Here is a 20,600-nt window from a genome sequence, read left to right as displayed (position 1 = left end):
CCATGTTTGACGGTTTGTGTGTGGATCTTTGCCAACGACTGCAATCCTGAAGAGACAGTGATTAACCCGTGATTCCCTCAGTGGCTGCACAAAGGCGGGGCGGCGGCGGGCAATGGGCGGCGATCGCGTCCCCCGTTTCCGGGTGGGTAAAGGTGAGGCGGTGGGCGTGGAGATGGTAGCCACAATCGCCGGGGACGGGATAGGTTCCGGTGTGGGGATGGGGGGTCAAAATGGGCTGACCGCCAGGCGCGTAGAGGGGATCACCCAGGAGGGGATGGCCCACAGCAGCGAGATGGATGCGGATTTGGTGGGGGCGGCCCGTGGGAATCGTCACATCGAGCAAGACCCCATCAACGCGACGCGCCACCACCTGCACACGACTTTCGGAGGGTTTGCCGCTGGGAGTGGCGGCGTAGATAGTGCCGAGGGTGGGGTGGGGAAGTTTCCCGATCCCATCGGTGATTGTGAGGGTGTCGGGGTGCGACCAGTGGGGAACGAGGGCGCGATAGGTTTTCGTGATCGTGCGATCGCGCATTTGTTGATTCAACTGCACCCGTGCGTGGGCCGTTCGCGCCCAAAGCATGATCCCCGATGTGCCCCGTCCGAGGCGATGGATCGGCGCGATCTCCGGCTCGATCTGTTTCAACTGATGCAGCAAGGTATGGTCTAAAAAACCGCCCCCCGGCAACACGGGCAGACCCGACGGTTTATTCACCAGGAGAAAGGCGCGATCGCGCTGCAAAATCTCAAAATTCAGGGGGGCGGCGGGTTCTTGCCACGGGGGGCGATGATAGCTCAGGGTTTGCCCCGCCGTGAGAACCGTATCCGGCGTGACGGGTTGATCATCAAGGCGCATTTGACCCGCCCAGATGCGATCGCGCCACTGAGCCGCGCTCCAATGGGGATAGGCCTGGGTATAGAACGCCAGCACCGTTTGACCCTGATGGCGGGCCCGAATGCGATCGTGATACACCCAGCCCTGATTTAACACCCCATCCCCCCAACCCCTCGAAGCATCGCTGGTATGATGAACAACAGTCTCAATTCTAGAACCTTCATGCGTTGCGCCATCATTAGCCGAGCCGGACAAGTCCTCGCCCGTGGACAGTTAATCCTCACCCCAATCGAGGATGGGGCATGGCGGCTCGATTTACAAACCGATGGCGGCCGCCACGTCCAAGGCGGCCCCGTCGGTGAAGATGGCAGCATGACCGAAGCCAGCCAAGTTTTATTTGATCAATTCTTCGATGTGTGGGGCATGAGTAACCTGACGCTCAACGTAACGCTGCGCTGAACCTTAGTTCGTTAGGCAACCCAATTCCGCCCAGAACTGAAGTTCTTGGCTCATGACCAAAACCCGTTAAAACGGGTTGGGAATGAGTAGGCGTAAGCCTACTTTTGCTCTGAGACGGGGATTGAAATCCCCGGCTACTGTCGCGATGAGACTAAGTTTGCGATCGCACCCCATTTTTTATGGTGTGTGAGTGAGCCAGAGGCTCACACTCCCCCTACATTGGGCTTCTGTAGTGCGAGCTTCTAGCTCGCTATGTCCCTAAAGCTTCTAGCTCGCTATGTCCCTAAAGCTTCTAGCTCGCTATGTCCCTAAATATCAATGAGACCTTTTCAATTAAGCGCCGGGAATTTCCGAGACGTGACTTTCCAACTCTTCCACAGCAAAGCGCGTCACCTCTTCCCATTCCTGCACCGAAAAATCGTAGCCCAGTTCCTGAGCCATGGCCGCAAACGCTTCCGGATTGGCAGCGGTGTTGAGGCGATCGCGCAAACTCGGATCTTGTTGTGCCGCTTGAAAGAGGCGTTTTACTTCCGTTTTAGCCATAATTGAAAACCCTAAAAATAGACGTTGAGCATTATCCGGAACCGTGACGAAATCCCTCCACAGGCTAGCAAACCCCCGGAATTAACCGCAAATTCCCTCACAAACAGTAACGCCTTTGTCACAATCGTTCATCAAATCCCCCCGTCCCTTCCCAGAATCTGACAAAATTTAACTTCGAGTCCCTTCGAGTCATCCCCCTTACCTGCGAGCTTATGACTGCGTCGATCGCCCCCCACAAAAAAGCCAAAGCCCTCAAACCCGGTAGCCGTCGCCCCGCCAAAGAACTCTGTAGCGAGTGCGGTCTCTGTGACACCTACTATGTCCACTACGTCAAAGAAGCCTGCGCCTTTCTCAACCAACAGATGGCGGCGTTGGAAGCCGCCGCCCATGCCCGCAGTCGGGATCTCGATAATCCCGATGAATTGTATTTTGGCGTGCATCAGCAGATGATGGCGGCCCGGAAAACAGAACCGATCGAGGGCGCACAATGGACAGGCATCGTCAGCACGATCGCTTGTGAAATGTTGACCCGAAACCTCGTGGAAGGGGTGGTCTGTGTGCAGAATACGGAGCGCGATCGCTTCCAACCGATGCCCGTCATCGCCCGCACCCCCGCCGAAGTCCTCGCCGCCCGTGTCAATAAACCCACCCTCTCCCCGAATCTTTCGGTTTTAGAACAGATCGAGCAATCGGGGTTAAAACGGCTGCTGGTGATTGGTGTCGGTTGTCAAATCCAAGCCCTGCGGGCCGTGGAGCAACAATTGGGCCTCGAAAAACTCTACGTCCTCGGCACGCCCTGCGTTGATAACGTCACGCGGGAGGGGTTACAAAAATTCCTCGACACCACGAGCCGCTCCCCGGAAACGGTGGTGCATTACGAGTTTATGCAGGATTTCCGGGTGCATTTCAAACATTCCGACGGCTCCACGGAAACCGTGCCCTTTTTCGGGCTGAAAACGAACAAACTCAAAGATGTATTTGCGCCCTCCTGCATGAGTTGTTTTGACTATGTAAATGGGTTGGCGGATTTGGTGGTGGGGTATATGGGTGCGCCCTTCGGCTGGCAGTGGATTGTGGTGCGTAATGATACGGGTCAGGAAATGCTCGACCTGATTCAAGACCAGATCGAAACTCAGGATGTGATGTCGAAGGGCGATCGCAAAGCCGCCGTCCAACAAAGCATCCCCGCCTACGACCAAGGCGTGACCCTCCCGATGTGGGCCGCTCAGTTAATGGGCGTGGTCATCGAACGCATCGGCCCCAAGGGTTTAGAATACGCCCGCTTCTCCATCGATTCCCACTTCACCCGCAACTATCTCTACGTCAAGCGCAACCATCCCGAAAAACTCGCCGACCACGTCCCCGAATTCGCCCAACGCATCGTTGATCAATACGAACTCCCGGATTAAGATTCCCGAAAGTAGGGGGTTGGTGACCAACTCCCTACGAGGCTTTTATAGCAGTGCGAGTAGATCGTTAGGACATTCAGCGCACCCTGAGGGTCGTCGCTGTGGGATTGCTATAGTGAGGATGTCAACGGGGATTGTGTGGTTTTGAGTATGTCTATTGCGGAACAGTTGCAAACGTTTGTCCAGTTTTGCCAGGCTCATATTACGGGGGATGAAAAGGGCGAGGCTCAGGTGTTTCTCGATCGCTTCTTTCGGGCGTTTGGTCATGAGGGGGCGATGGAGGCGGGGGCGGTGTATGAAAAGCGAATCGAGAAGGGGAGTAAGAAGGGAAAAACGGGGTTTGCTGACCTGGTATGGAAGCCGCGTGTGTTGATCGAAATGAAGCGGCGCGGGGCAGATTTATCTAAACATTATTCTCAGGCGTTTGACTATTGGCAGCGGGCGGTTCCAAACCGGCCGCGTTATGTGATGTTGTGCAATTTTGATCAGTTTTGGATTTACGATTTTGATATTCAAATTGATACGCCGATTGACACGGTTTTGTTAACAGAATTGCCCGATCGCACCAGTCCCTTCGGGTTTATGTTTCCCCGTGAGCAGGTGTCGGTGTTTGGTAATAATCAGGTGGAGGTGACGGAAAAGGCGGCGCGGCGGTTGGGTCAAGATTTATACCCCTATTTGCGCGATCGCATCCAACGCCAACAGAAACTGACGCAGCCGAAAGCGGCATTGATGGCGCAGCGGTTTGTGTTGCAATGTGTGCTGGCGATGTTCGCGGAAGATCGCGGTTTGTTGCCGGATAGTTTGTTTATTCGGTGTGTGCAGGATTGCATTGGGGGCAAGAGTTCCTATGATGTGCTTTCTCAGGGGTTATTTGGGGCGATGAATCAGCCGGGAATGACGCTGTTTGGGGAGTTTAAGGGGGTGGATTATTTTAATGGGGGGTTGTTTGCGACGATTGACAGTGTGGAGTTAACTCGTGAGGAGTTAAATGTATTGGAGGCGGTGGCGTTGGAGGATTGGAGTCAGATTCGCCCGGCGATTTTTGGGAATATTTTTGAATCGGCGATTGATGCGGGGGAGCGTCACGCCCACGGAATTCACTACACATCAGAGGCGGATATTATGAAGATTGTCCGGCCGACGATTTCGCGCTATTGGGAGGAGAAAATCGAGGGGGCGACGACGCTGGAAGAGTTGTCTATGTTGCAGGAGGAGTTACGCAATTATCGGGTGCTTGATCCGGCTTGTGGGTCGGGGAATTTCCTGTATTTGGCGTATCAGGAGGTGAAGCGGATTGAGCAGGATTTGCTGGATAAGATTGCGGAGCGGCGGCGGTCGAATACGGGACAAAAGCAGATCGGGTTTGTCACGCCGTTACAGTTTTTTGGGATTGATAGTAATCGGTTTGCGGTGGAGTTGGCGCGGGTGACGTTGATGATTGCGCGAAAGGTGGCGATCGATCGGTTGGAGTTGGTGGAGCCTGCGTTACCGTTGGATACGTTGGATGACAATATTGTTTGCAAGGATGCGTTATTTACGGAATGGCCGAAAGCAAACGCCATCATCGGTAATCCGCCGTTTTTAGGGGGGCATTGGCTTAGAAAAGAACTAGGTGATCAATACACAGAAAAACTATTTCAAAAATTCTCTGAAGTCAAAAATCAACAAGTTGATTTTTCAACTTACTGGTTTCGTCTCGCACATGATAATCTTGAGGACTTAGGACGTGCGGGTCTTGTAGCAACTAATTCTATAAGCCAAGGAAAAGGAAGGACGGAAGCCCTTGATTACATTTCAGATAAAAAAGGTTATATTCATGACGCTATCTCTACTCAAAAATGGTCAGGAGAAGCCGCTGTATATGTCAGTATAGTTAATTGGGCAAAGAAAAAGCCACCAGAATATTATCTTGATAACATTCAAGTGAATTTCATTTCTTCATCTTTGAAGACACATATTGATGTATCGAAAGCAAAAAAAATAAGAGCCAATAAAGAGTTTAGTTTTAGAGGTGTTGAACCTAACGGAATGGGCTTTTTTGTGTCCGAAGATGAAGCATTGAAATGGACAAAGCTAGATCCAAAAAATTCAGAAGTCTTAAAATTATTTTCAATGGGGGCAAATCTAGCTAAAAATCCTCATGGAACGCCAGATCGGTGGATAATTGATTTTAATGATTTTACTTTGGAAGAGGCTGCTAACTACAAAATTCCTTTTAATCGAATTAAAACAACAGTTAAGCCAGTCAGAGATAAGAATAGAAGAGAGACAAGACGGATTAACTGGTGGAAGTATGGAGAAAATGCACCAAAGATGAGAAAAGCAATTGAACAACTTTCATTTTGCTTTGCATTACCCAGAGTTTCAAAATGGTCAATATTTATTTCCATACCCACAACCTGGTTACTAGGTGACAAGTCTGTGAGTGTAGCAACTGAGGATTTTTATGTTTTAGGCGTTCTTATTTCTATTATTCATCGTGAATGGATGAGCGCACAAAACTCTACTTTAGGAAATACTCCTGCATACACTCCAACAACTTGTTTTGAAACCTTCCCCTTTCCCCAAACCCCATCACGGGAAATCGTCGAAAAAATTCGCGCCGCTGCCGTGGCATTGCATGACTACCGCAGCCAACAAATGGAACAAAAACAATGGGGCATCACCAAACTCTACAACGCCTACTTCGACGAACCCGCCAGCCAACTGTATAAACTCCATCAAAAACTTGATGCCCTCGTTCTGCAAGCCTACGGATTCTCCCCCGATGATGACCTGCTCGAAAAACTGTTAAACCTGAATCTGCACCTCGCCGCCCAAGAAAAAGCCGGAGCCGCCGTCATTGGCCCCTGGAGTCCGTTTGAAGTGCGATGAGCGTAACAACTTGTTATAAAAAAGCTCGGATCTTCGGGGTTTGAGGTACAGAATGTGTAATCTAATACAGAATTTCAGGATTTTGATCACTGAAACCCTTCATATCTCGTTAGACTCGTTTTTCTCCCACCCTAAACTCGGAAGACCCAAAATCTATAATTTATGATTTCTTTTCCTCTTCAATTCAATGCGGACGGAGAGACTCGAACTCTCACATCAAAGATACTAGAACCTAAATCTAGCGCGTCTACCAATTCCGCCACGTCCGCTTACCGTCCCGCATTGTAGCACGATCGCTCGAACTGGCGATATAATTTGGAGTCTATGACCACAACAGTAGAAACCATCACAGGTGGGGCTGTTGCGATCGCGCACCATTGAGAACTTCACGGGACTATGAGTAAGGGCACGCTGTTTGATAAAGTTTGGGACTTGCACACCGTCGGGACCTTGCCATCCGGGCAAACCCAACTCTTCATTGGTCTGCATCTGATCCATGAAGTCACCAGCCCCCAAGCCTTTGGGATGATGCGCGATCGCAACCTGTCCGTACTGTTTCCCGATCGCACCGTCGCCACCGTCGATCACATCGTCCCCACGGAAAACCAAGCCCGCCCCTTTGCCGATGTCCTCGCCGAAGAAATGATTCAAGCCCTAGAGCAAAGCTGCCAAGAGCACGACATCCGCTTCTATAATGTTGGCTCTGGCAACCAAGGCATCGTCCATGTCATCGCCCCGGAACAGGGTTTAACCCAGCCGGGGATGACCGTCGCTTGCGGCGATTCCCACACTTCGACCCATGGGGCTTTTGGTGCGATCGCCTTTGGGATTGGTACGTCCCAAGTCCGCGATGTCCTCGCCTCCCAAACCCTCGCCCTCTCAAAATTGAACGTGCGCCGCGTCGAAGTGAACGGCACGCTGCGCCCTGGAGTTTACGCCAAAGATGTGATTTTGCATATCATCCGGAAATTGGGCGTGAAGGGTGGCGTGGGCTATGCCTACGAATTCGCGGGGACGACCTTCGAGGCGATGTCCATGGAAGAGCGGATGACCGTGTGCAATATGTCCATCGAAGGCGGCGCACGCTGCGGCTATATCAACCCCGACTCAATCACCTACGACTACCTGAAGGGGCGCGACTTTGCCCCCAAAGGTGAGGACTGGGATCAAGCGGTGACCTGGTGGGAGAGCATTCGCTCCGATGCCAATGCCGAGTATGACGATATTGTGACCTTTGAGGCGGCGGAAATTGCCCCGACGGTGACTTGGGGGATTACGCCGGGTCAGGGGATTGGCGTGGATGAATGCATTCCCAGTTTGGACAATGTGGCGGAGAGCGATCGCGCCGTCATGAACGAAGCCTACAGCTACATGAACCTCCAACCCGGCCAAGCGATCCAAGGTACGCCCGTCGATGTCTGCTTCATCGGCAGTTGCACCAATGGCCGGATCAGCGACCTCCGCGAAGCCGCCAAAATTGCCGAAGGTCACAAGGTTGCCCCCCAGGTGAAAGCCTTTGTTGTCCCCGGTTCCGAGCGCGTCAAACAACAGGCCGAAGCCGAAGGCCTCGACGCGATCTTCCAAGCCGCCGGATTTGAATGGCGCGAAGCCGGTTGCTCCATGTGCCTCGCCATGAACCCGGATAAACTCCAAGGCAACCAAATCAGCGCCTCTTCTTCCAACCGCAACTTCAAAGGCCGCCAAGGTTCCCCCCAAGGCCGCACCCTGCTCATGAGTCCCGCCATGGTCACGGCTGCCGCCATTCACGGCCAAGTCAAAGACGTGCGCGACCTCCTCTAGACGAGATCTGCACTGCAGTTGCGGATGCCCGCTAGGAAAAGGTGAACACTGCGGGATGTATTGTGGGTGAGGGATAAATAGGGCGCGATCGCCTTAGCATGGGTTGCCGCGTTTCAGTTCTTGTTGCGCAGAATTAAGCCGATCCGGATCGCGAAATTGGCGCTGAGTTTGTCGTTGACTGAGGCTCTGAGTCCTAAGATGATAGGCTTGTTCAACAGCGGCTAGATCGCCGAGAAATCATGATTCAAGTTCACGGCAAATAATCCGAATCAATACAGTCGGTTTCCCAGCCGTGTGGCAAAGAACGAGATCACCGTCGCACGAAAGCGCGTTCTAGCTATTGATTGGCTGGACTGATATCAAGCTTTGGGAAATCCATGGGCGATCGCATCCACCCATCGGATCATGATGGATGCGATCGCTCGTTAATCCAGGAAATCGCCGCTGACTTGGGCGAGGGATTCGGCGGTTTGCCAGAGTTTGTAGATGAGGAATTCGGTGCGATCGCTCAGGCGAGCCACAAATACCCCTGCTTCGGCTTCGGGATTTTCGCCCACCCAAATCCCATGCAGGCAAACTTCCACATAGCCTTCATCGCAGGGTTCCACGAGTAAGGCACAGGGGGATTCTTGGCGAGAGAGGCGATCCAGTTCATCCCAGTGGGGGACGGTGTCCGGCAGGATGAACGATGCGGTGCTGGGTTCGAGGGTGAGGCTGTGGGCGGAACGCACCGCAACCATGAGGCGGGTGTTTAACCACCGTTCGAGTGGGGTGGTCAAGTGTTCCAACCAGAAGCCATCTTCGTGGTAAATCAGTTTCAACATCGGTGTTTTGAAGGCAGAGGGATCAAAAGGAGATTTAAGGGGTTCTAGCCGGTGGGGCGATCTTGAACGCTGTCCCAAAACTGTTCGGCGAAGATCACCGTGGGATGGATGGGGGCTTTGGGAATGGTGCGCAGGAGCATTTTGGCCTGTTCGGGGGTGCGATCGCCCTTGCGACCATTACAGGTTGCGCAGGCCGTAACGACGTTGTTCCAAGTATGTTGACCGCCTTTGGATCGGGGTAGAACATGGTCAAGGGTGAGATGGTGCCGACTGCCGCAATATTGGCAGGTGGAGCGATCGCGCTTGAGCACTTCGCGCCGACTGACTGGGGGCACCTTCCAGCCCCGTTCCCGGTGGGGAATGATCAGCCGAATATGGGCGGGAATTTGCAGGCTGACGGAGGGCGATCGCACCGCCCACACAGCGGGGTTGTACAGTAAAATCGGCTCGGCTTTCCCGGTCAAAATCAACGTCACCGCTCGCCGCAGCGTAATCCGCATCAGGGGTAAGTAGTTTTGGGAAAACACAACAACGGAACGGTTCAAAACTTCTGTGGCAGTCATGGCTCAACGTCCTGGTTACTCTGGTGGGGCGGGTCATGATCCGGGGTCAGAATCCAAACCAAAACCCCGCTTCTCATGGGGAAGAAGCGGGGTCTTAAGGGCAGACTCTGGAGGTTAAGCGCCAGGGGCAGAACTGGGGTCAGTTCGGGGCGCTTGCCCGCTTCGGGGGGGTGAAATAATAATCGAGGGGTTCGGGCGATCGCTAATTCGGCCATAGTCCGACTTCAGCGCCATAGATGCGTTGAGATCGCTATGATCACACCCGGTCGAAAATGTTCTCTCGACGGCATCAGCGTTCGATCCCAACAGTTGCCATGGCTCGCGGCCGACGTTGCTAAACGTGCCGCCAGAGGTCAAGGTCAGGCCGGAGTTAAGGTTGGGGAGTAGAAGGGTTAAAGAACGCATGTAGCCTCCAAGGGTGCGATCGCGCCAAAGGCGATCGGCTCAAAAAAACGAAGTGTCAGCGCGAATTTAAGCAAAATTGCTCGAATTTCTCGAATTTAAAGATTTGCGCTGGGGGTTGGATCAACCCATGCTTTAAATACTACACTTGTAATACTAGAATGTCCACACCTTTTTTTGGAGGCTTTGCAACACCCATGCAAACAATGACCCGCACCTCAACCACCGAGATGGAAGTCACGAGCATTCGCTTAGAACGCGAACTCAAAGACAAACTCAAAACTCTATCCGGCAACACCGGCTATCAAGCCCTGATCCGCAGCATCCTGTGGAATTACGTCCAACAAAAATCCGGCGACTATCGCCCCCAATTTTCCCGCCACGATATCCGCGCCTCCCTGCCTGCCACCGCCGAAAAAGATGAACATTGCGCCCTCACCGGCCACCTCATCCCGGAACAATCCGCCATGCTCCTCGGCCTCACCACGAGCGGCGATCTTGTTCCCCTCAGTCTCGATAGTTGGACTGATTAGGCGCGATCGCGAAGCCACCTATCGCGAAGCCACCTATCGCGAAGCCACCTATCGCGAAGCCACCTATCGCGAAGCCACCTATCGCGAAGCCACCTATCGCGAAGCCACCTATCGCACCGCAATATCCTGAAGCGTGAATCTCGGTAACCCTCTCTCATCATCGAGATTCACGTTTTTTCCGATCTTGCCCACCGTGATCTGGGGTTTCTGATTGTGGGATTGGGTATTAGTTGGGATTGGGTATTAGTTGGGATTGGGTATTAGTTGGGATTGGGTATTAGTTCAGAAAATCCCCTGTTTATACTGAGGGAGAGTTGTTGAATTCATCCCAAACGAAAGCGATCGCCCCCCCGATTCATGAACACTCTCCATTGCGCCGTTTTGCTTGGCATGAGCAGCCTCTGCTGTGCTAACCCAGTCCTCGCCCAAGCGATCGCCCCTGCCCCAGACGGCACAGACACAATCGTCACCCTCGATAGCAACAGGTATTACATCGACGGGGGAACCCAAGCCGGGGCGAATCTGTTTCACTCCTTTCAAGAATTTGGGTTAAGCAGCGGCGAAATTGCCAAGTTCTTAAGTCATCCCAGGATCACGAATATTTTGGGGCGAGTGACCGGGGGCGATCCCTCCGTGATTAATGGGCTGATTCAAGCTACCCCGAATCTGTACCTGATGAATCCGGCGGGGATTGTGTTCGGCGTGGGGGCGAGTTTGAATGTGGGCGGGGATTTCTTGGCGACAACGAGCGATCGCATTGGCTTCGAGGGAGGGTGGTTTAATGCCATGGGTGCGAATGACTACACCACCCTAATCGGCAACCCCAATCAGTTTTCCTTTTTAAGTGCAGCACCCAGCGCGATCATCAACGCCGGAACCCTCACCTCAAACCAGGACATCACGCTTTTGGGTGGAACCGTGATTCAAGCGGGGGCGATCGCAGCCCCTACCGTCACGCTCGCAGCCGTACCGGGGTCTCGTTTGGTGAATGTGGCCCAAGCGGGAATGTTGCTGAGTTTGGATTTACCCCAAGAGGCTCTAACCGCCGGCATTTCACCCATGGATTTACCCAGTTTGCTAACGGCGGGCGGGGTGGAATTACAAGGGTCAATTGTGACGGGTGATGTGCATCTGATCGGGCAGGTGGTCGCAGAGCAGGCGGATTTATTCGCGGCGGGGCGGGTGACCGTAGATGCGCCGGATTTAGTGAGCGGGAATGCGCGGGTGGTGCGCTTTTCGGAGTCGGGGGACAATCCCGATCAGGCGGTGTTCATTGATGCACGGGCGGACAATCCAGAGGCGTTATTGTTTGGGGCTGAGGCGGGAACGATCGCACAAATTATCGATCGTGATCAAAACGGCATGGCAACGATCACCGCACAGCTATCCCTGATCCGTGCTGCGGTGGGGAAATTGGATTCAGTTGCGATCGTTGCCGAAGGAAATCAGGGGAATTTCTGGCTGGGCAATCAATGGATCAACAGCGAGAACGTCGAGAATTATCAAACCCAGCTACAAACCTGGTCAGATTCCCTCACCGAGGGGGCGGATTTACTGCTTTACAGTTGCTTCACGGCCTTGGGGGCCACGGGTGAGGCATTAATGGCGAGTCTTGCCGCGATCACCGGGGCGGATGTGGCAGCGTCAACGAATCTGACCGGGAGCAGCAATTACGGCGGAGATTGGGTCTTAGAACGCAGGACTGGAACCATTGAAGCCGTCACGCCATTCACTGACCTAACCCTGAGCCGTTGGGAGGGAACATTAGCCAATCAAACCGTCAGCAACTTAAATGATGCTGGTGCAGGCTCCCTACGCCAAGCGTTAGCTCTCGTGGGAAATAATGAGTCGGTAACGTTTAGTGTGAGCGGTACGGTAAACCTCCTCTCAACGATTAGTTGGGCACAAATCGGAGTGACAATTGATGGCAATGGCTCCACGGTTCAGGGAAACAACACATTTCGGATTTTTGAGAGCATTGCAACGCTAGGGACAACCACGATCAACAACCTCACGATCGCAGGCGGGGGGGTCACTGGCAGCGGCGGCGGAATTTTTAGCGGTAGTGATTTGAGCCTGACCAACTCCACCGTTTCAGGTAATATTGCGAGTAGCGGCGGCGGCGGAATTAGGAGCGTGGGGAATGTGAGCCTAACCAACTCCACCGTTTCCGGGAATTTTACGAGTAACTTCGACGGCGGTGGGATTTACAGCGATCGTGATGTGAGCCTGACGAACTCCACGATTACGGGGAATGCGGCGGGGTTCGGCAGCGGTAACGGCGGTGGGATTTCCAGTAGCGGTAATGTGAGCCTGACGAACTCCACGATTACGGGGAATTCGGCGGGGGTCGTTGGCGGCAACGGCGGCGGGATCAGGAGCGTGGGTGATGTGAGCCTAATCAACTCCACCATTGCGGGGAATGTTGCGGGTAACAATGGTGGCGGGATTTGGGTGCAGAATGGCAGTTTAGCGATAACAGAGCATCCAGGGAACTTAGATTTAGATCTGTTTGTTGATAATGGTGCTGTTGCGCTCAGTGCTTTGGGTGATATCACTCTCACCGGCTCTGTCCAAACCACGGGGAACCCCTTAACCCTTAACGCTACCCAGGGTATCGACACTACGGCCTTAACCTTGGATACCAGCAGTGCGACGGGAGGGGGCGTGATTACTCTGAACGCCGCAGCAGAGATTCAGACTCGGAGCTTAAATGCGGCATCCTTAGGGACGGGCAACGGGGGCAATGTCGCTCTGATTAGCACCAATGGCACGATCAACACCCTCAGCGGCACCGGGGCGATTAATACCACAAGCCCCACGGGAAATTCAGGAACCGTTACCCTCCAAGCCCCCAAGGGCATCGCCGTGGGGTTGATTAATACTGAAGCTACGGCGGGGGCGGGGGGAGCCGTTACCCTCGAAAGTGTGAATGGTTTTGTGCGCGTTCCAGGGGCGATCGCATCGGCGGATAGTTCGTTTAATAGTTTTAATGCCAGTATTGCCAGTGCGGGTGCAGTCTCCGGCGGCGCGATCGTGATCCGTCATGGCGGAAACGAATCCACCCCCTTTCTCATTGGGGATGCGACAACAAACGGCACCAGTGCCGCCATCACCGCCGGAACAGGATTTACCATTCTCCCCACCCAGGCTTATCTCACCAGTCATACCCAACCGGGGATTTCAATCCTCACCAATAGTGCTCCGCCGGAAAATTTAGTCACCTTGCCGGAAAATCCAGTCACCCCGCCGGAAAATCCAGCCACCCCGCCGGAAATTGTGCATGCGGTTTCCGGCTCCGATGTTAAAAATCAATTTTTAGATAACGAAGAGTTTGTGCGTCGCGTCGGACGACAACTAGGGGGAGAAACCCGATTTGATGCCGAAGGGGGGTTTACCTGGAGCTTACCGGGTGAAAAAGCATTGGGGGGGTCTTTAGAAGATAATGCCGTCTTGCAAGAATTGATCAGGCTGGATGACTCGATGGCAGATGCCTATGCGGCTCTCACGGTCCTAGCGGATAACAGCGTCAATGTAGAAGGGGTTGATGGGGCTGACGAATCGGAGAGTGACGAGGGTGAAGAATCCAGTATTGGCAATCTGCGGGAAACCTTTAGGCGCATTCAAACCCAAACCGGAACCAATCCGGCATTGGTTTACATCCTCAGTCAACCGGACTATCTCGAATTGATTTTAATCACCCCGGATGACCAGTTCCGCCGTCATGTGATCCCCGCCGCATCCCGTGAGGAGTTAATGCGTACTGTGTCCCAATTCCGTCGCGGTGTTCTCAATCAACGTCGCCGCACTGACTATGTGCAACCGGCTCAACAACTCTATGAATGGATGATCGCTCCCTTGGCTTCCACCCTGGATGAATTGGCGGTGGATACGCTGATTTTTGCCATGGGGGAAGGACTGCGCCATGTGCCTCTTGCCGCACTTTATGACGGTGAGCAATTCCTAATTGAAAAGTACAGTCTGGGGCAAATTCCGAGTCTGAGTCTGACCAATAGTGATTATCAATCTCTCCAGGATGCCCATCTCTTGATCATGGGTGCGTCGGAATTTCAAGCGCTTGATCCTTTGCCGGGGGTGGAGCAAGAAGCCAGCGTATTATCCCAAGTTATCCCCAGCGAAATCCATCTCAATGCAGAATTTACCTATCAGAATTTGACAGATCAGAGCCGGGAACGGGATTTTGATGTGGTGCATTTAGCGACCCATGCGGATTTCAAGGCGGGTCGTTTAGATGATTCGTATATTCAACTGTGGGGCGATGAACAATTGCAGCCCCATGAATTGCGAGAGTTGCGCTGGTATGACAATCCGCAGGTTGAGCTTTTGGTGTTGAGTGCTTGTGAGACGGCGTTGGGAGATGTGAATGCTGAATTGGGGTTTGCGGGGTTGGCGGTGCAGGCGGGGGTGAAGTCGGCGTTGGCGAGTTTGTGGCAAGTGTCGGATCGGGGGACAATGGCGTTGATGGGTGAGTTTTATCGGCATCTCACTGATCCGGAGGTGACGATTAAGGCGGAGGCGTTGCGGCGGGCGCAGTTGGCGTTAATTCAACAGAGTCAGTTAGCGGGCGTAGGGGATGCGATCGCAGGATTAGACGCGATCCAGCGGGCTAATTTTAGCCATCCCTTTTATTGGAGCGCGTTCATGCTGGTGGGTAGTCCGTGGTAGAAGTACAACGGACAGAGCCTGTTCTGATTTCAATCTTCAGCATAGGCTGACGCAGAAACGGAATGGTGAGAGGGCGATCGCACCTCAGAGTCCGCCACCAAAGAGTCCCCAGGCTCCACCACCACAGAATAGCCCTGGACTAACTGTACCGCCTGTTGCAACGCCGATAATCGGTCAGAATATCGACAGGTCGGCGGCAATTGTTGGATCACCTCAAGGGTATGCAATCGTCGATACACCTGACCATGGGCCCCAACCACAAACACATCTCGCCGTTTTTCGATCGCATCTTTGATCATCATTTCGATCGCTAACAATGCCGTCACCCCCAAGCGCGGCACATTCATTAAATCCAAAATCAACACATCATAATTTCCCACGATCGCCATCCGCCGCGAAATGGATTTCGCCGCCCCAAAACTCATCGGGCCACTGAGGCGGAACATGAGAATCCGGCCTTGGGCTTGGTGCAGGAGCGATCGCTCCTCCGGTAACAACCAATCCTCCGCCGTCCCATCAGTCACCGCCCGCATTTCCCGCTCCTGCACATCGGTCATATGCTTCACCGTCAGCAGATTCGCCACAAAGGCCCCCACCGCCACCGCCGTAATCAGATCCACAAACACCGTCAACCCCAACACCAGATACATCAGCCCCGCCCCCTTAGCCGAGAGCCGATGGGCCCGCCGCAAAAAGCCCCAATCAATAATATCGATCCCCACCTTAATCAAAATCCCCGCTAACACCGCATGGGGAATCGGCTCGGTCAGGGAGCCGGCTTTGAGCACAATCACCGCCAAGACCAACGCATGGACGATCCCCGATAGCGGCGTTTTGCCCCCGGCTTGGACGTTGATCACCGTGCGCATCGTTGCCCCGGCTCCCGGCAGACCCCCACAGAGGCCAGAGACGAGATTACCAATCCCTTGGCCAATCAATTCGCGATTGGAATCATGTTGGGTGCGGGTAATATTGTCCGCCACCAGAGAGGTGAGCAGGGAATCGATCGCCCCCAACATCGCCAGCATCACACTGTAACCGAGCATATCCTTGAGGGTGGCCCACTCCATCGTTGGCAGGTGGAGGGTGGGTAAACCAGAGGGGATCGTGCCAATGCGCGGAATCGCCGCATCGGGAAAGACAACCACCGACACCACAGTACCCACCACCAAGGCAATCAAGGGAGCGGGTAAAATCCGATTCAACCGGGGCGGCGCAGCAAACACAATCACCAAGGTTAAGGCCCCTAATCCGGCAGCGATCGGGTCAAGGTGACTGATCAGGCTCGGCAATTTCATCACATTGTCCACCACATTGCCACTGCCGGCGTGGCCCAATAGCGGCCCGATTTGCAGCAGGATAATAATCACCCCAATCCCGGACATGAAGCCGGAAATCACGGTGTAGGGCATCAGGGTGAGGTATTTACCGAGGCTGAAGACCCCTAGGAGAATCTGAAAAATCCCCCCCAGCATGATCACCGTGAAGGCCATGGCGAGGCCGGTGTCGGGATAACGGGCAGTGAGGGAGACGAGGGTGGAGGCCATCACCACGGTCATGGGCCCGGTGGGCCCGGAAATCTGGGAGGGAGTCCCCCCAAAGAGGGCGGCGAAAAAGCCCACGCATACTGCGCCGTAGAGTCCGGCAATGGGGCCGACACCGGAGGATACCCCAAAGGCCAGGGCGAGGGGCAGGGCCACGATCGCCGCCGTCAAGCCGCCAAAGCAGTCGCCGCGAATGTTTTTGAAGTGCAGGCCATGCACCATACGGGTTAAAAATCGAGTCATAGGATTAGGCTTCACTCCAAATGCATTCAGGAAAAAGGGCGGGCAGGGTTGCGACTGCGATCGCACGGGTCAGCGTAGAAAAATTCTGGACTGCGACTCTGATAAATCTTTCCTAGGTTAAGGGGCAAAGGGGGGCGCAACCGAATATCTGAACAACCGTTTAAGGCGGGTCATGAGTTCTGGATAAATGGGGCGCTAATCTACGGCTCCGGTGAGGGTGAAGGCGGCCCAAGCGCTGGGGCTGGGGTAGCGATCGCGCGTTGTTAGCATCGCCTCCCGCAGGGCTTTAGCTCCATCTTGGCCCGCGTTGAGATTGCGGTAAAACTCGGTCATCAGGGTGGCCGTGGGTTGATCCGGAATCGCCCACAGCGACACCATCACACTGGCCGCCCCCGCCCCAATGAACGATCGCGACAGCCCGATCACCCCATCCCCGGCCCCGATCCAGCCCCGCCCCGTATCGCAGGCACTGAGCACCGCTAAATCGGCCTTCAAGTCCAATTGATTAATCTCACGGAGGGTGAGAAAGCCGTCAGTATCGCGGGTGGGGGCAAGGGCGAGGGAGCTACCGTAACGCAGATCAGAATCGAGCAGGCCATGGGTGGCAAGGTGGATGATCCGGGCGTTTTGCATCCCGGCGATCGCCTCGGCTTCCGTGGCTTGATCCCCGATCAGTGGCTCCGTTTGGAACAGGGCCGCGATCGCCTTAGCCTCCGCTTCCGCCCCCGGTAAGGGAGCTAAGGCGTTGCGTGTTGTCCCGGTTCCCCCCGGAAATGGGGGCATTGTCGGATTGCCCACCACCAACGCCTGATCCTGCGGCGGCGAGCGTTCTTTCGTGCGGCGGGCCACATCCAACACCTGAATCGAGGGAGCCGTCAAGATCGTATGGCGATCGATCAACTCCACCCCGTTGGCATCTTGGAGGGCCGGAAAGGGCACAAAAAAGAGCATATCTTGGGGAATGAAGGTGACGCGGGCCGTCGGATCGGTGGGCAGGAGGGGGGCGATGGGATCAATGAGCAGGCGATGGAGGTCTTGGAGTGGGGGCCCCGCTCGATTGGCGCGATCGCTGGAAATGATCCGATTACGGGCACGTTCCACCAGCAGGGATAAACTCTGATCGAGGGGAACCGTGCGGTGATGAATCTCCCCATCGGGCGTGATCACCCAAATTAAGATTGTGCTCGTGACAACGTCAGGATTTTGATCAGCAAAGGCAATCCGGTAGGTAAACGGGGCATCATAGACGACGCTGTATTGGACGAGGGTGGTCTTTTCGCGACGGGCGATCGCTTTAATCTGCGCCAAGGTGAGGGTCTGCACATCAATGTACTGGTTCGTATTCGCCTGACGATTGATCAACAACTGCAACAATGCCCGCGCCCGCCCCGCTTCTGCTGCGACGAGGGCGGCTTCAGGCTGCCCCTGGGCCACCAACACCTGTTGCAACGTCCGATAACCATCGGTGCTCGGCCCGTAGTTCGTCACCGTCAACTCGTCCCGTGTCATCGCGTAGAAGTTGGTGTTGTCTAGCAACATCTGCCGCGCCTCGCGATCCATCGCCAGCCCCTGCCGTAACGTCGCTTCAGCTTGGGCCAATTGGCCCGCCTGCCACTGCAAAAAACCCAAATGTTGGAGGCGATCGCTCCCCTGCACTAACGCGGTTAAATCTGTCTCACGCCACTGTAGCGGGTCGGGGCTAAGGTCGTATTGCCCATAGGCCTCGGTTTGAAATTGCAACGCCTCGGCAAGATTCCCCTGCCAAAAGGCTGTTTGTGCCAACGCCGCCCACGTCAGGCTCAGATGCGTGGCGTTGTGGGGGGCGAGGGACTGAGCCAGGGTTAAACGTTCGCGGTGCAACCGATGGGCCGCCGCAAACTGTTCTTGATCCGCCTGCAAATCGGCTAACAGGCCCAAAAGTTGCCACCGGGCTTGTGGGACATGGGGGTTAGCATCGGTCGGCAGGGCCGCGAGGGCTGCTTGGACGACCGCGATCGCCTCTAGGCCCCGTTGTTGTTGATGGAGATAGTGGGCCAGTTGACTGGTGAAACTCGTCCATTGGGCGCGTTGGGACAGGAGAGATTGATGGGAGGCGATCGCCCCTTGCAGCGTAGCGATCGCCTCCCCAGGATTCACCAAATATTGCAGCGCCGCCAAAATCGTCACCGCCCCGATCCAATAGTCCGGTTCCGCCTCCACATCCAGCCCGGCTAGGTACTCCTCCATCACCGCAATACCACGGGGCAACCGGGCGCGATCGCCCAAACTCAGATAGGCAATCCCCAACTGATACAACACCGCCCGCCGACTCGCCACCGCCAACGGTTGCCGTAACTGCCCCTCCAAAAACGCAATCCCATAAGCATCACCCTGCTGGGCATGCACCGCCGCCAACTGCTGCACCACCGCCGCCTCACTCACATCCCCCGTCTCCCGCATCAACACCAGCGCCCGCTCTAGCCCCTGCTGCGCCGCCTCAAACCGCCCAAAATACTGATGCGCAATCCCGTACATCATCCACAAGCGACCCAACTCCCTCGGATTCTGGGCCGCCTCTGCTGCCGCCCGTTGCGCCGGAAACCCATCGAGCATCTGTTGGTACGTCGTTGTCAGTTGCTCTAGGTAGGAGTTAGATGAAGGTTGAGCCAGTGCAGGGATTTGGAACGCTCCCCACAGCACCAAACTCAAAACCACCGACCGGGCCACGCTGCGACCCCAAAACTGACTGCTCATATCACCATCTCAAAACAACCGATTTTTCTCCACCCGCCTTCTGCTGCCGGAGTCCCATGATCCCGATCAAGACTGCACCCGGTTTCAGTTCCGCCCTTGAAGGAGCCGGCTCAGCAGCACAGTCTAATCCAATGGGCGCTAATCCTGTCTGTCCACTGCACCGCCAGATCACTATATTTCCAAATTCTGATGAGTCTTACGCCCTAAAATTTGAATTGCAAATAACATTTGAGGCGGATTCAGGGGATTTTGATTCGGCTCTAGTAATGCCAAGAACTGCACTCCCGATTGATTTTCGTAAATTCCGACACACTCGGAAATTGGTTGAATATTTTGCATGACTTCCAAGCCCAAATTTTTGAACCAATGATTCTGAACTAATTAAGATGAGGAATTTTTCATACAAGGGCAGTGAATATTCAAAAAATGTGGACTGTTTCCTCTTAAATCAAAGATTACAATCAAAATCTCAGCAATGCTTCTTTTTTAAGCTTTCTCAAAGAATCTCAAGATTTTTTTTTGAATCGTGCAGAGAATTGTGATCTTTTACACATAATCAAGCGGGTTGGGTCTTTTGACCCTGCCCACTTTTGCCGGCTCCTCAGGAAAACCAGTGTGATTTTTTTAACCCTGAATAGAGAAAATCTGGTAAGCATTCAGGTCGCAGGAATTTGGCTATAAGCCCTACTCAGTATAGGGTTTAGTTATTTTGAGCCATTTCTCTATTCTCAATAAAAAGGCTGTAATCCCTCTTTTACGTGCTTATTGAGAATGAGTTATTAGTTTAGAACTTACCTCGACTGTGCAAGCCTTGCTGTGACTGCGTTTCAAGTACCTGAATCCTTACAAAATCTGTCCCCCTAAATGGAGTCAAAAAATCCCTAAGCCCCTGTCAATAAAGAGGTTGAGGGGATCTGGTGATTCTGTTCCGTGTCCCGAAATCCCCTATTTTTTGCATGGGAATCTCAGGGGGATTGGCTGTTGTTTGATCGGATTGAGGGGATCTGATTTTGAATGCCGAAGTGCGTCATTCTAGAGCAGCAAAGGTTTCAATGTCTGATGCACTCAAGGTAAAGGGAGCAACGGGAGCAATTTTAATGAATTGACGATGGGAATGATCATCGTAGCTTAAAGCATTCTTAAAGAATA

At 54.0% G+C, this 20,600-nt stretch carries 13 protein-coding genes, 1 tRNA gene and 1 pseudogene; 7 read left to right on the top strand and 8 right to left on the bottom strand.

The features are described 5' to 3' along the window. Nucleotides 1-61: 61 nt before the first annotated feature. Complete coding sequence (locus tag SPI6313_RS00945; RefSeq protein WP_072619308.1) at nt 62-991, bottom strand: RluA family pseudouridine synthase; 930 nt, start codon at nt 989-991, stop codon at nt 62-64. Between the two features lie 33 nt (nt 992-1,024). Between SPI6313_RS00945 and SPI6313_RS00940 the strand changes: the two genes are divergently transcribed. Beyond that, nucleotides 1,025-1,294 carry a hypothetical protein gene (locus tag SPI6313_RS00940; protein WP_217650455.1) on the top strand — a complete coding sequence of 90 codons (270 nt, stop codon included), beginning with the start codon at nt 1,025-1,027 and terminating at the stop codon, nt 1,292-1,294. A 333-nt stretch (nt 1,295-1,627) separates the two neighbouring features. On the opposite strand, the gene SPI6313_RS00935 is transcribed toward SPI6313_RS00940, so the two are convergent. After that, entirely contained in the window at nt 1,628-1,837 is a 210-nt protein-coding gene (locus tag SPI6313_RS00935; protein WP_072619306.1) for a Nif11-like leader peptide family natural product precursor, read from the bottom strand. Nucleotides 1,838-2,049: 212 nt separating this feature from the next. Between SPI6313_RS00935 and SPI6313_RS00930 the strand changes: the two genes are divergently transcribed. Next, on the top strand, nt 2,050-3,246 hold the full coding sequence (locus SPI6313_RS00930; protein WP_072619305.1) for a Coenzyme F420 hydrogenase/dehydrogenase, beta subunit C-terminal domain: 1,197 nt from the start codon (nt 2,050-2,052) through the stop codon (nt 3,244-3,246). A gap of 150 nt (nt 3,247-3,396) precedes the next feature. Beyond that, complete coding sequence (locus tag SPI6313_RS00925; RefSeq protein ID WP_072619304.1) at nt 3,397-6,123, top strand: DNA methyltransferase; 2,727 nt, start codon at nt 3,397-3,399, stop codon at nt 6,121-6,123. A 188-nt stretch (nt 6,124-6,311) separates the two neighbouring features. Here the strand turns inward: SPI6313_RS00925 and SPI6313_RS00920 are convergent. Continuing rightward, nucleotides 6,312-6,392, bottom strand: a tRNA-Leu gene (locus SPI6313_RS00920). Between the two features lie 127 nt (nt 6,393-6,519). Between SPI6313_RS00920 and leuC the strand changes: the two genes are divergently transcribed. Then, nucleotides 6,520-7,923 carry a 3-isopropylmalate dehydratase large subunit gene (gene leuC, locus SPI6313_RS00915; RefSeq protein WP_072619303.1) on the top strand — a complete coding sequence of 468 codons (1,404 nt, stop codon included), beginning with the start codon at nt 6,520-6,522 and terminating at the stop codon, nt 7,921-7,923. Between the two features lie 425 nt (nt 7,924-8,348). Here leuC and SPI6313_RS00910 read toward each other — a convergent pair whose 3' ends face one another. From SPI6313_RS00910 to SPI6313_RS22620, 3 genes are all read right to left on the bottom strand, one after another. After that, entirely contained in the window at nt 8,349-8,747 is a 399-nt protein-coding gene (locus tag SPI6313_RS00910; protein WP_072619302.1) for an alr0857 family protein, read from the bottom strand. Nucleotides 8,748-8,791: 44 nt separating this feature from the next. Then, entirely contained in the window at nt 8,792-9,310 is a 519-nt protein-coding gene (locus tag SPI6313_RS00905; protein ID WP_072619301.1) for an HNH endonuclease, read from the bottom strand. A 114-nt stretch (nt 9,311-9,424) separates the two neighbouring features. Beyond that, a complete protein-coding gene (locus SPI6313_RS22620) occupies nt 9,425-9,715 on the bottom strand; it encodes a hypothetical protein (protein WP_139276420.1) in 291 nt (96 codons plus the stop codon). 194 nt (nt 9,716-9,909) lie between these two features. On the opposite strand from SPI6313_RS22620, the gene SPI6313_RS00895 reads away from it, so the two are divergent. From SPI6313_RS00895 to SPI6313_RS00890, 3 genes and pseudogenes are all read left to right on the top strand, one after another. Continuing rightward, nucleotides 9,910-10,245 carry a hypothetical protein gene (locus tag SPI6313_RS00895; protein ID WP_072619299.1) on the top strand — a complete coding sequence of 112 codons (336 nt, stop codon included), beginning with the start codon at nt 9,910-9,912 and terminating at the stop codon, nt 10,243-10,245. A gap of 57 nt (nt 10,246-10,302) precedes the next feature. Then, a pseudogene (locus SPI6313_RS25310) lies at nt 10,303-10,392 on the top strand (hypothetical protein); the annotation flags it as partial. 210 nt (nt 10,393-10,602) lie between these two features. After that, the gene (locus SPI6313_RS00890) at nt 10,603-14,931 is read left to right on the top strand and encodes a CHAT domain-containing protein (protein ID WP_084668828.1); all 4,329 of its coding nucleotides are present in this window, start codon (nt 10,603-10,605) and stop codon (nt 14,929-14,931) included. A gap of 29 nt (nt 14,932-14,960) precedes the next feature. Here the strand turns inward: SPI6313_RS00890 and SPI6313_RS00885 are convergent, their stop codons facing one another. Next, on the bottom strand, nt 14,961-16,718 hold the full coding sequence (locus tag SPI6313_RS00885) for a SulP family inorganic anion transporter (protein WP_084668827.1): 1,758 nt from the start codon (nt 16,716-16,718) through the stop codon (nt 14,961-14,963). Between the two features lie 195 nt (nt 16,719-16,913). Continuing rightward, entirely contained in the window at nt 16,914-19,451 is a 2,538-nt protein-coding gene (locus SPI6313_RS00880) for a CHAT domain-containing protein (protein ID WP_072619297.1), read from the bottom strand. Between the last annotated feature and the right edge of the window lie 1,149 nt (nt 19,452-20,600).

The organism is Spirulina major PCC 6313 (assembly GCF_001890765.1).
Classification (GTDB): domain Bacteria; phylum Cyanobacteriota; class Cyanobacteriia; order Cyanobacteriales; family Spirulinaceae; genus Spirulina; species Spirulina major.
Note: the sequence above shows the minus strand (reverse complement) of the source record. Positions and strands in the feature narration are given on the sequence as shown.

Bases quoted from the DNA above. Each gene is read 5' to 3' on its own strand.
- SPI6313_RS00940 (WP_217650455.1), top strand. From the start codon at position 1,025: ATGATGAACAACAGTCTCAATTCTAGAACCTTCATGCGTTGCGCCATC.
- SPI6313_RS00935 (WP_072619306.1), bottom strand. From the start codon at position 1,837: ATGGCTAAAACGGAAGTAAAACGCCTCTTTCAAGCGGCACAACAAGAT.
- SPI6313_RS00930 (WP_072619305.1), top strand. From the start codon at position 2,050: ATGACTGCGTCGATCGCCCCCCACAAAAAAGCCAAAGCCCTCAAACCC.
- SPI6313_RS00925 (WP_072619304.1), top strand. From the start codon at position 3,397: ATGTCTATTGCGGAACAGTTGCAAACGTTTGTCCAGTTTTGCCAGGCT.
- leuC (WP_072619303.1), top strand. From the start codon at position 6,520: ATGAGTAAGGGCACGCTGTTTGATAAAGTTTGGGACTTGCACACCGTC.
- SPI6313_RS00910 (WP_072619302.1), bottom strand. From the start codon at position 8,747: ATGTTGAAACTGATTTACCACGAAGATGGCTTCTGGTTGGAACACTTG.
- SPI6313_RS00905 (WP_072619301.1), bottom strand. From the start codon at position 9,310: ATGACTGCCACAGAAGTTTTGAACCGTTCCGTTGTTGTGTTTTCCCAA.
- SPI6313_RS22620 (WP_139276420.1), bottom strand. From the start codon at position 9,715: ATGCGTTCTTTAACCCTTCTACTCCCCAACCTTAACTCCGGCCTGACC.
- SPI6313_RS00895 (WP_072619299.1), top strand. From the start codon at position 9,910: ATGCAAACAATGACCCGCACCTCAACCACCGAGATGGAAGTCACGAGC.
- SPI6313_RS00890 (WP_084668828.1), top strand. From the start codon at position 10,603: ATGAACACTCTCCATTGCGCCGTTTTGCTTGGCATGAGCAGCCTCTGC.
- SPI6313_RS00885 (WP_084668827.1), bottom strand. From the start codon at position 16,718: ATGACTCGATTTTTAACCCGTATGGTGCATGGCCTGCACTTCAAAAAC.
- SPI6313_RS00880 (WP_072619297.1), bottom strand. From the start codon at position 19,451: ATGAGCAGTCAGTTTTGGGGTCGCAGCGTGGCCCGGTCGGTGGTTTTG.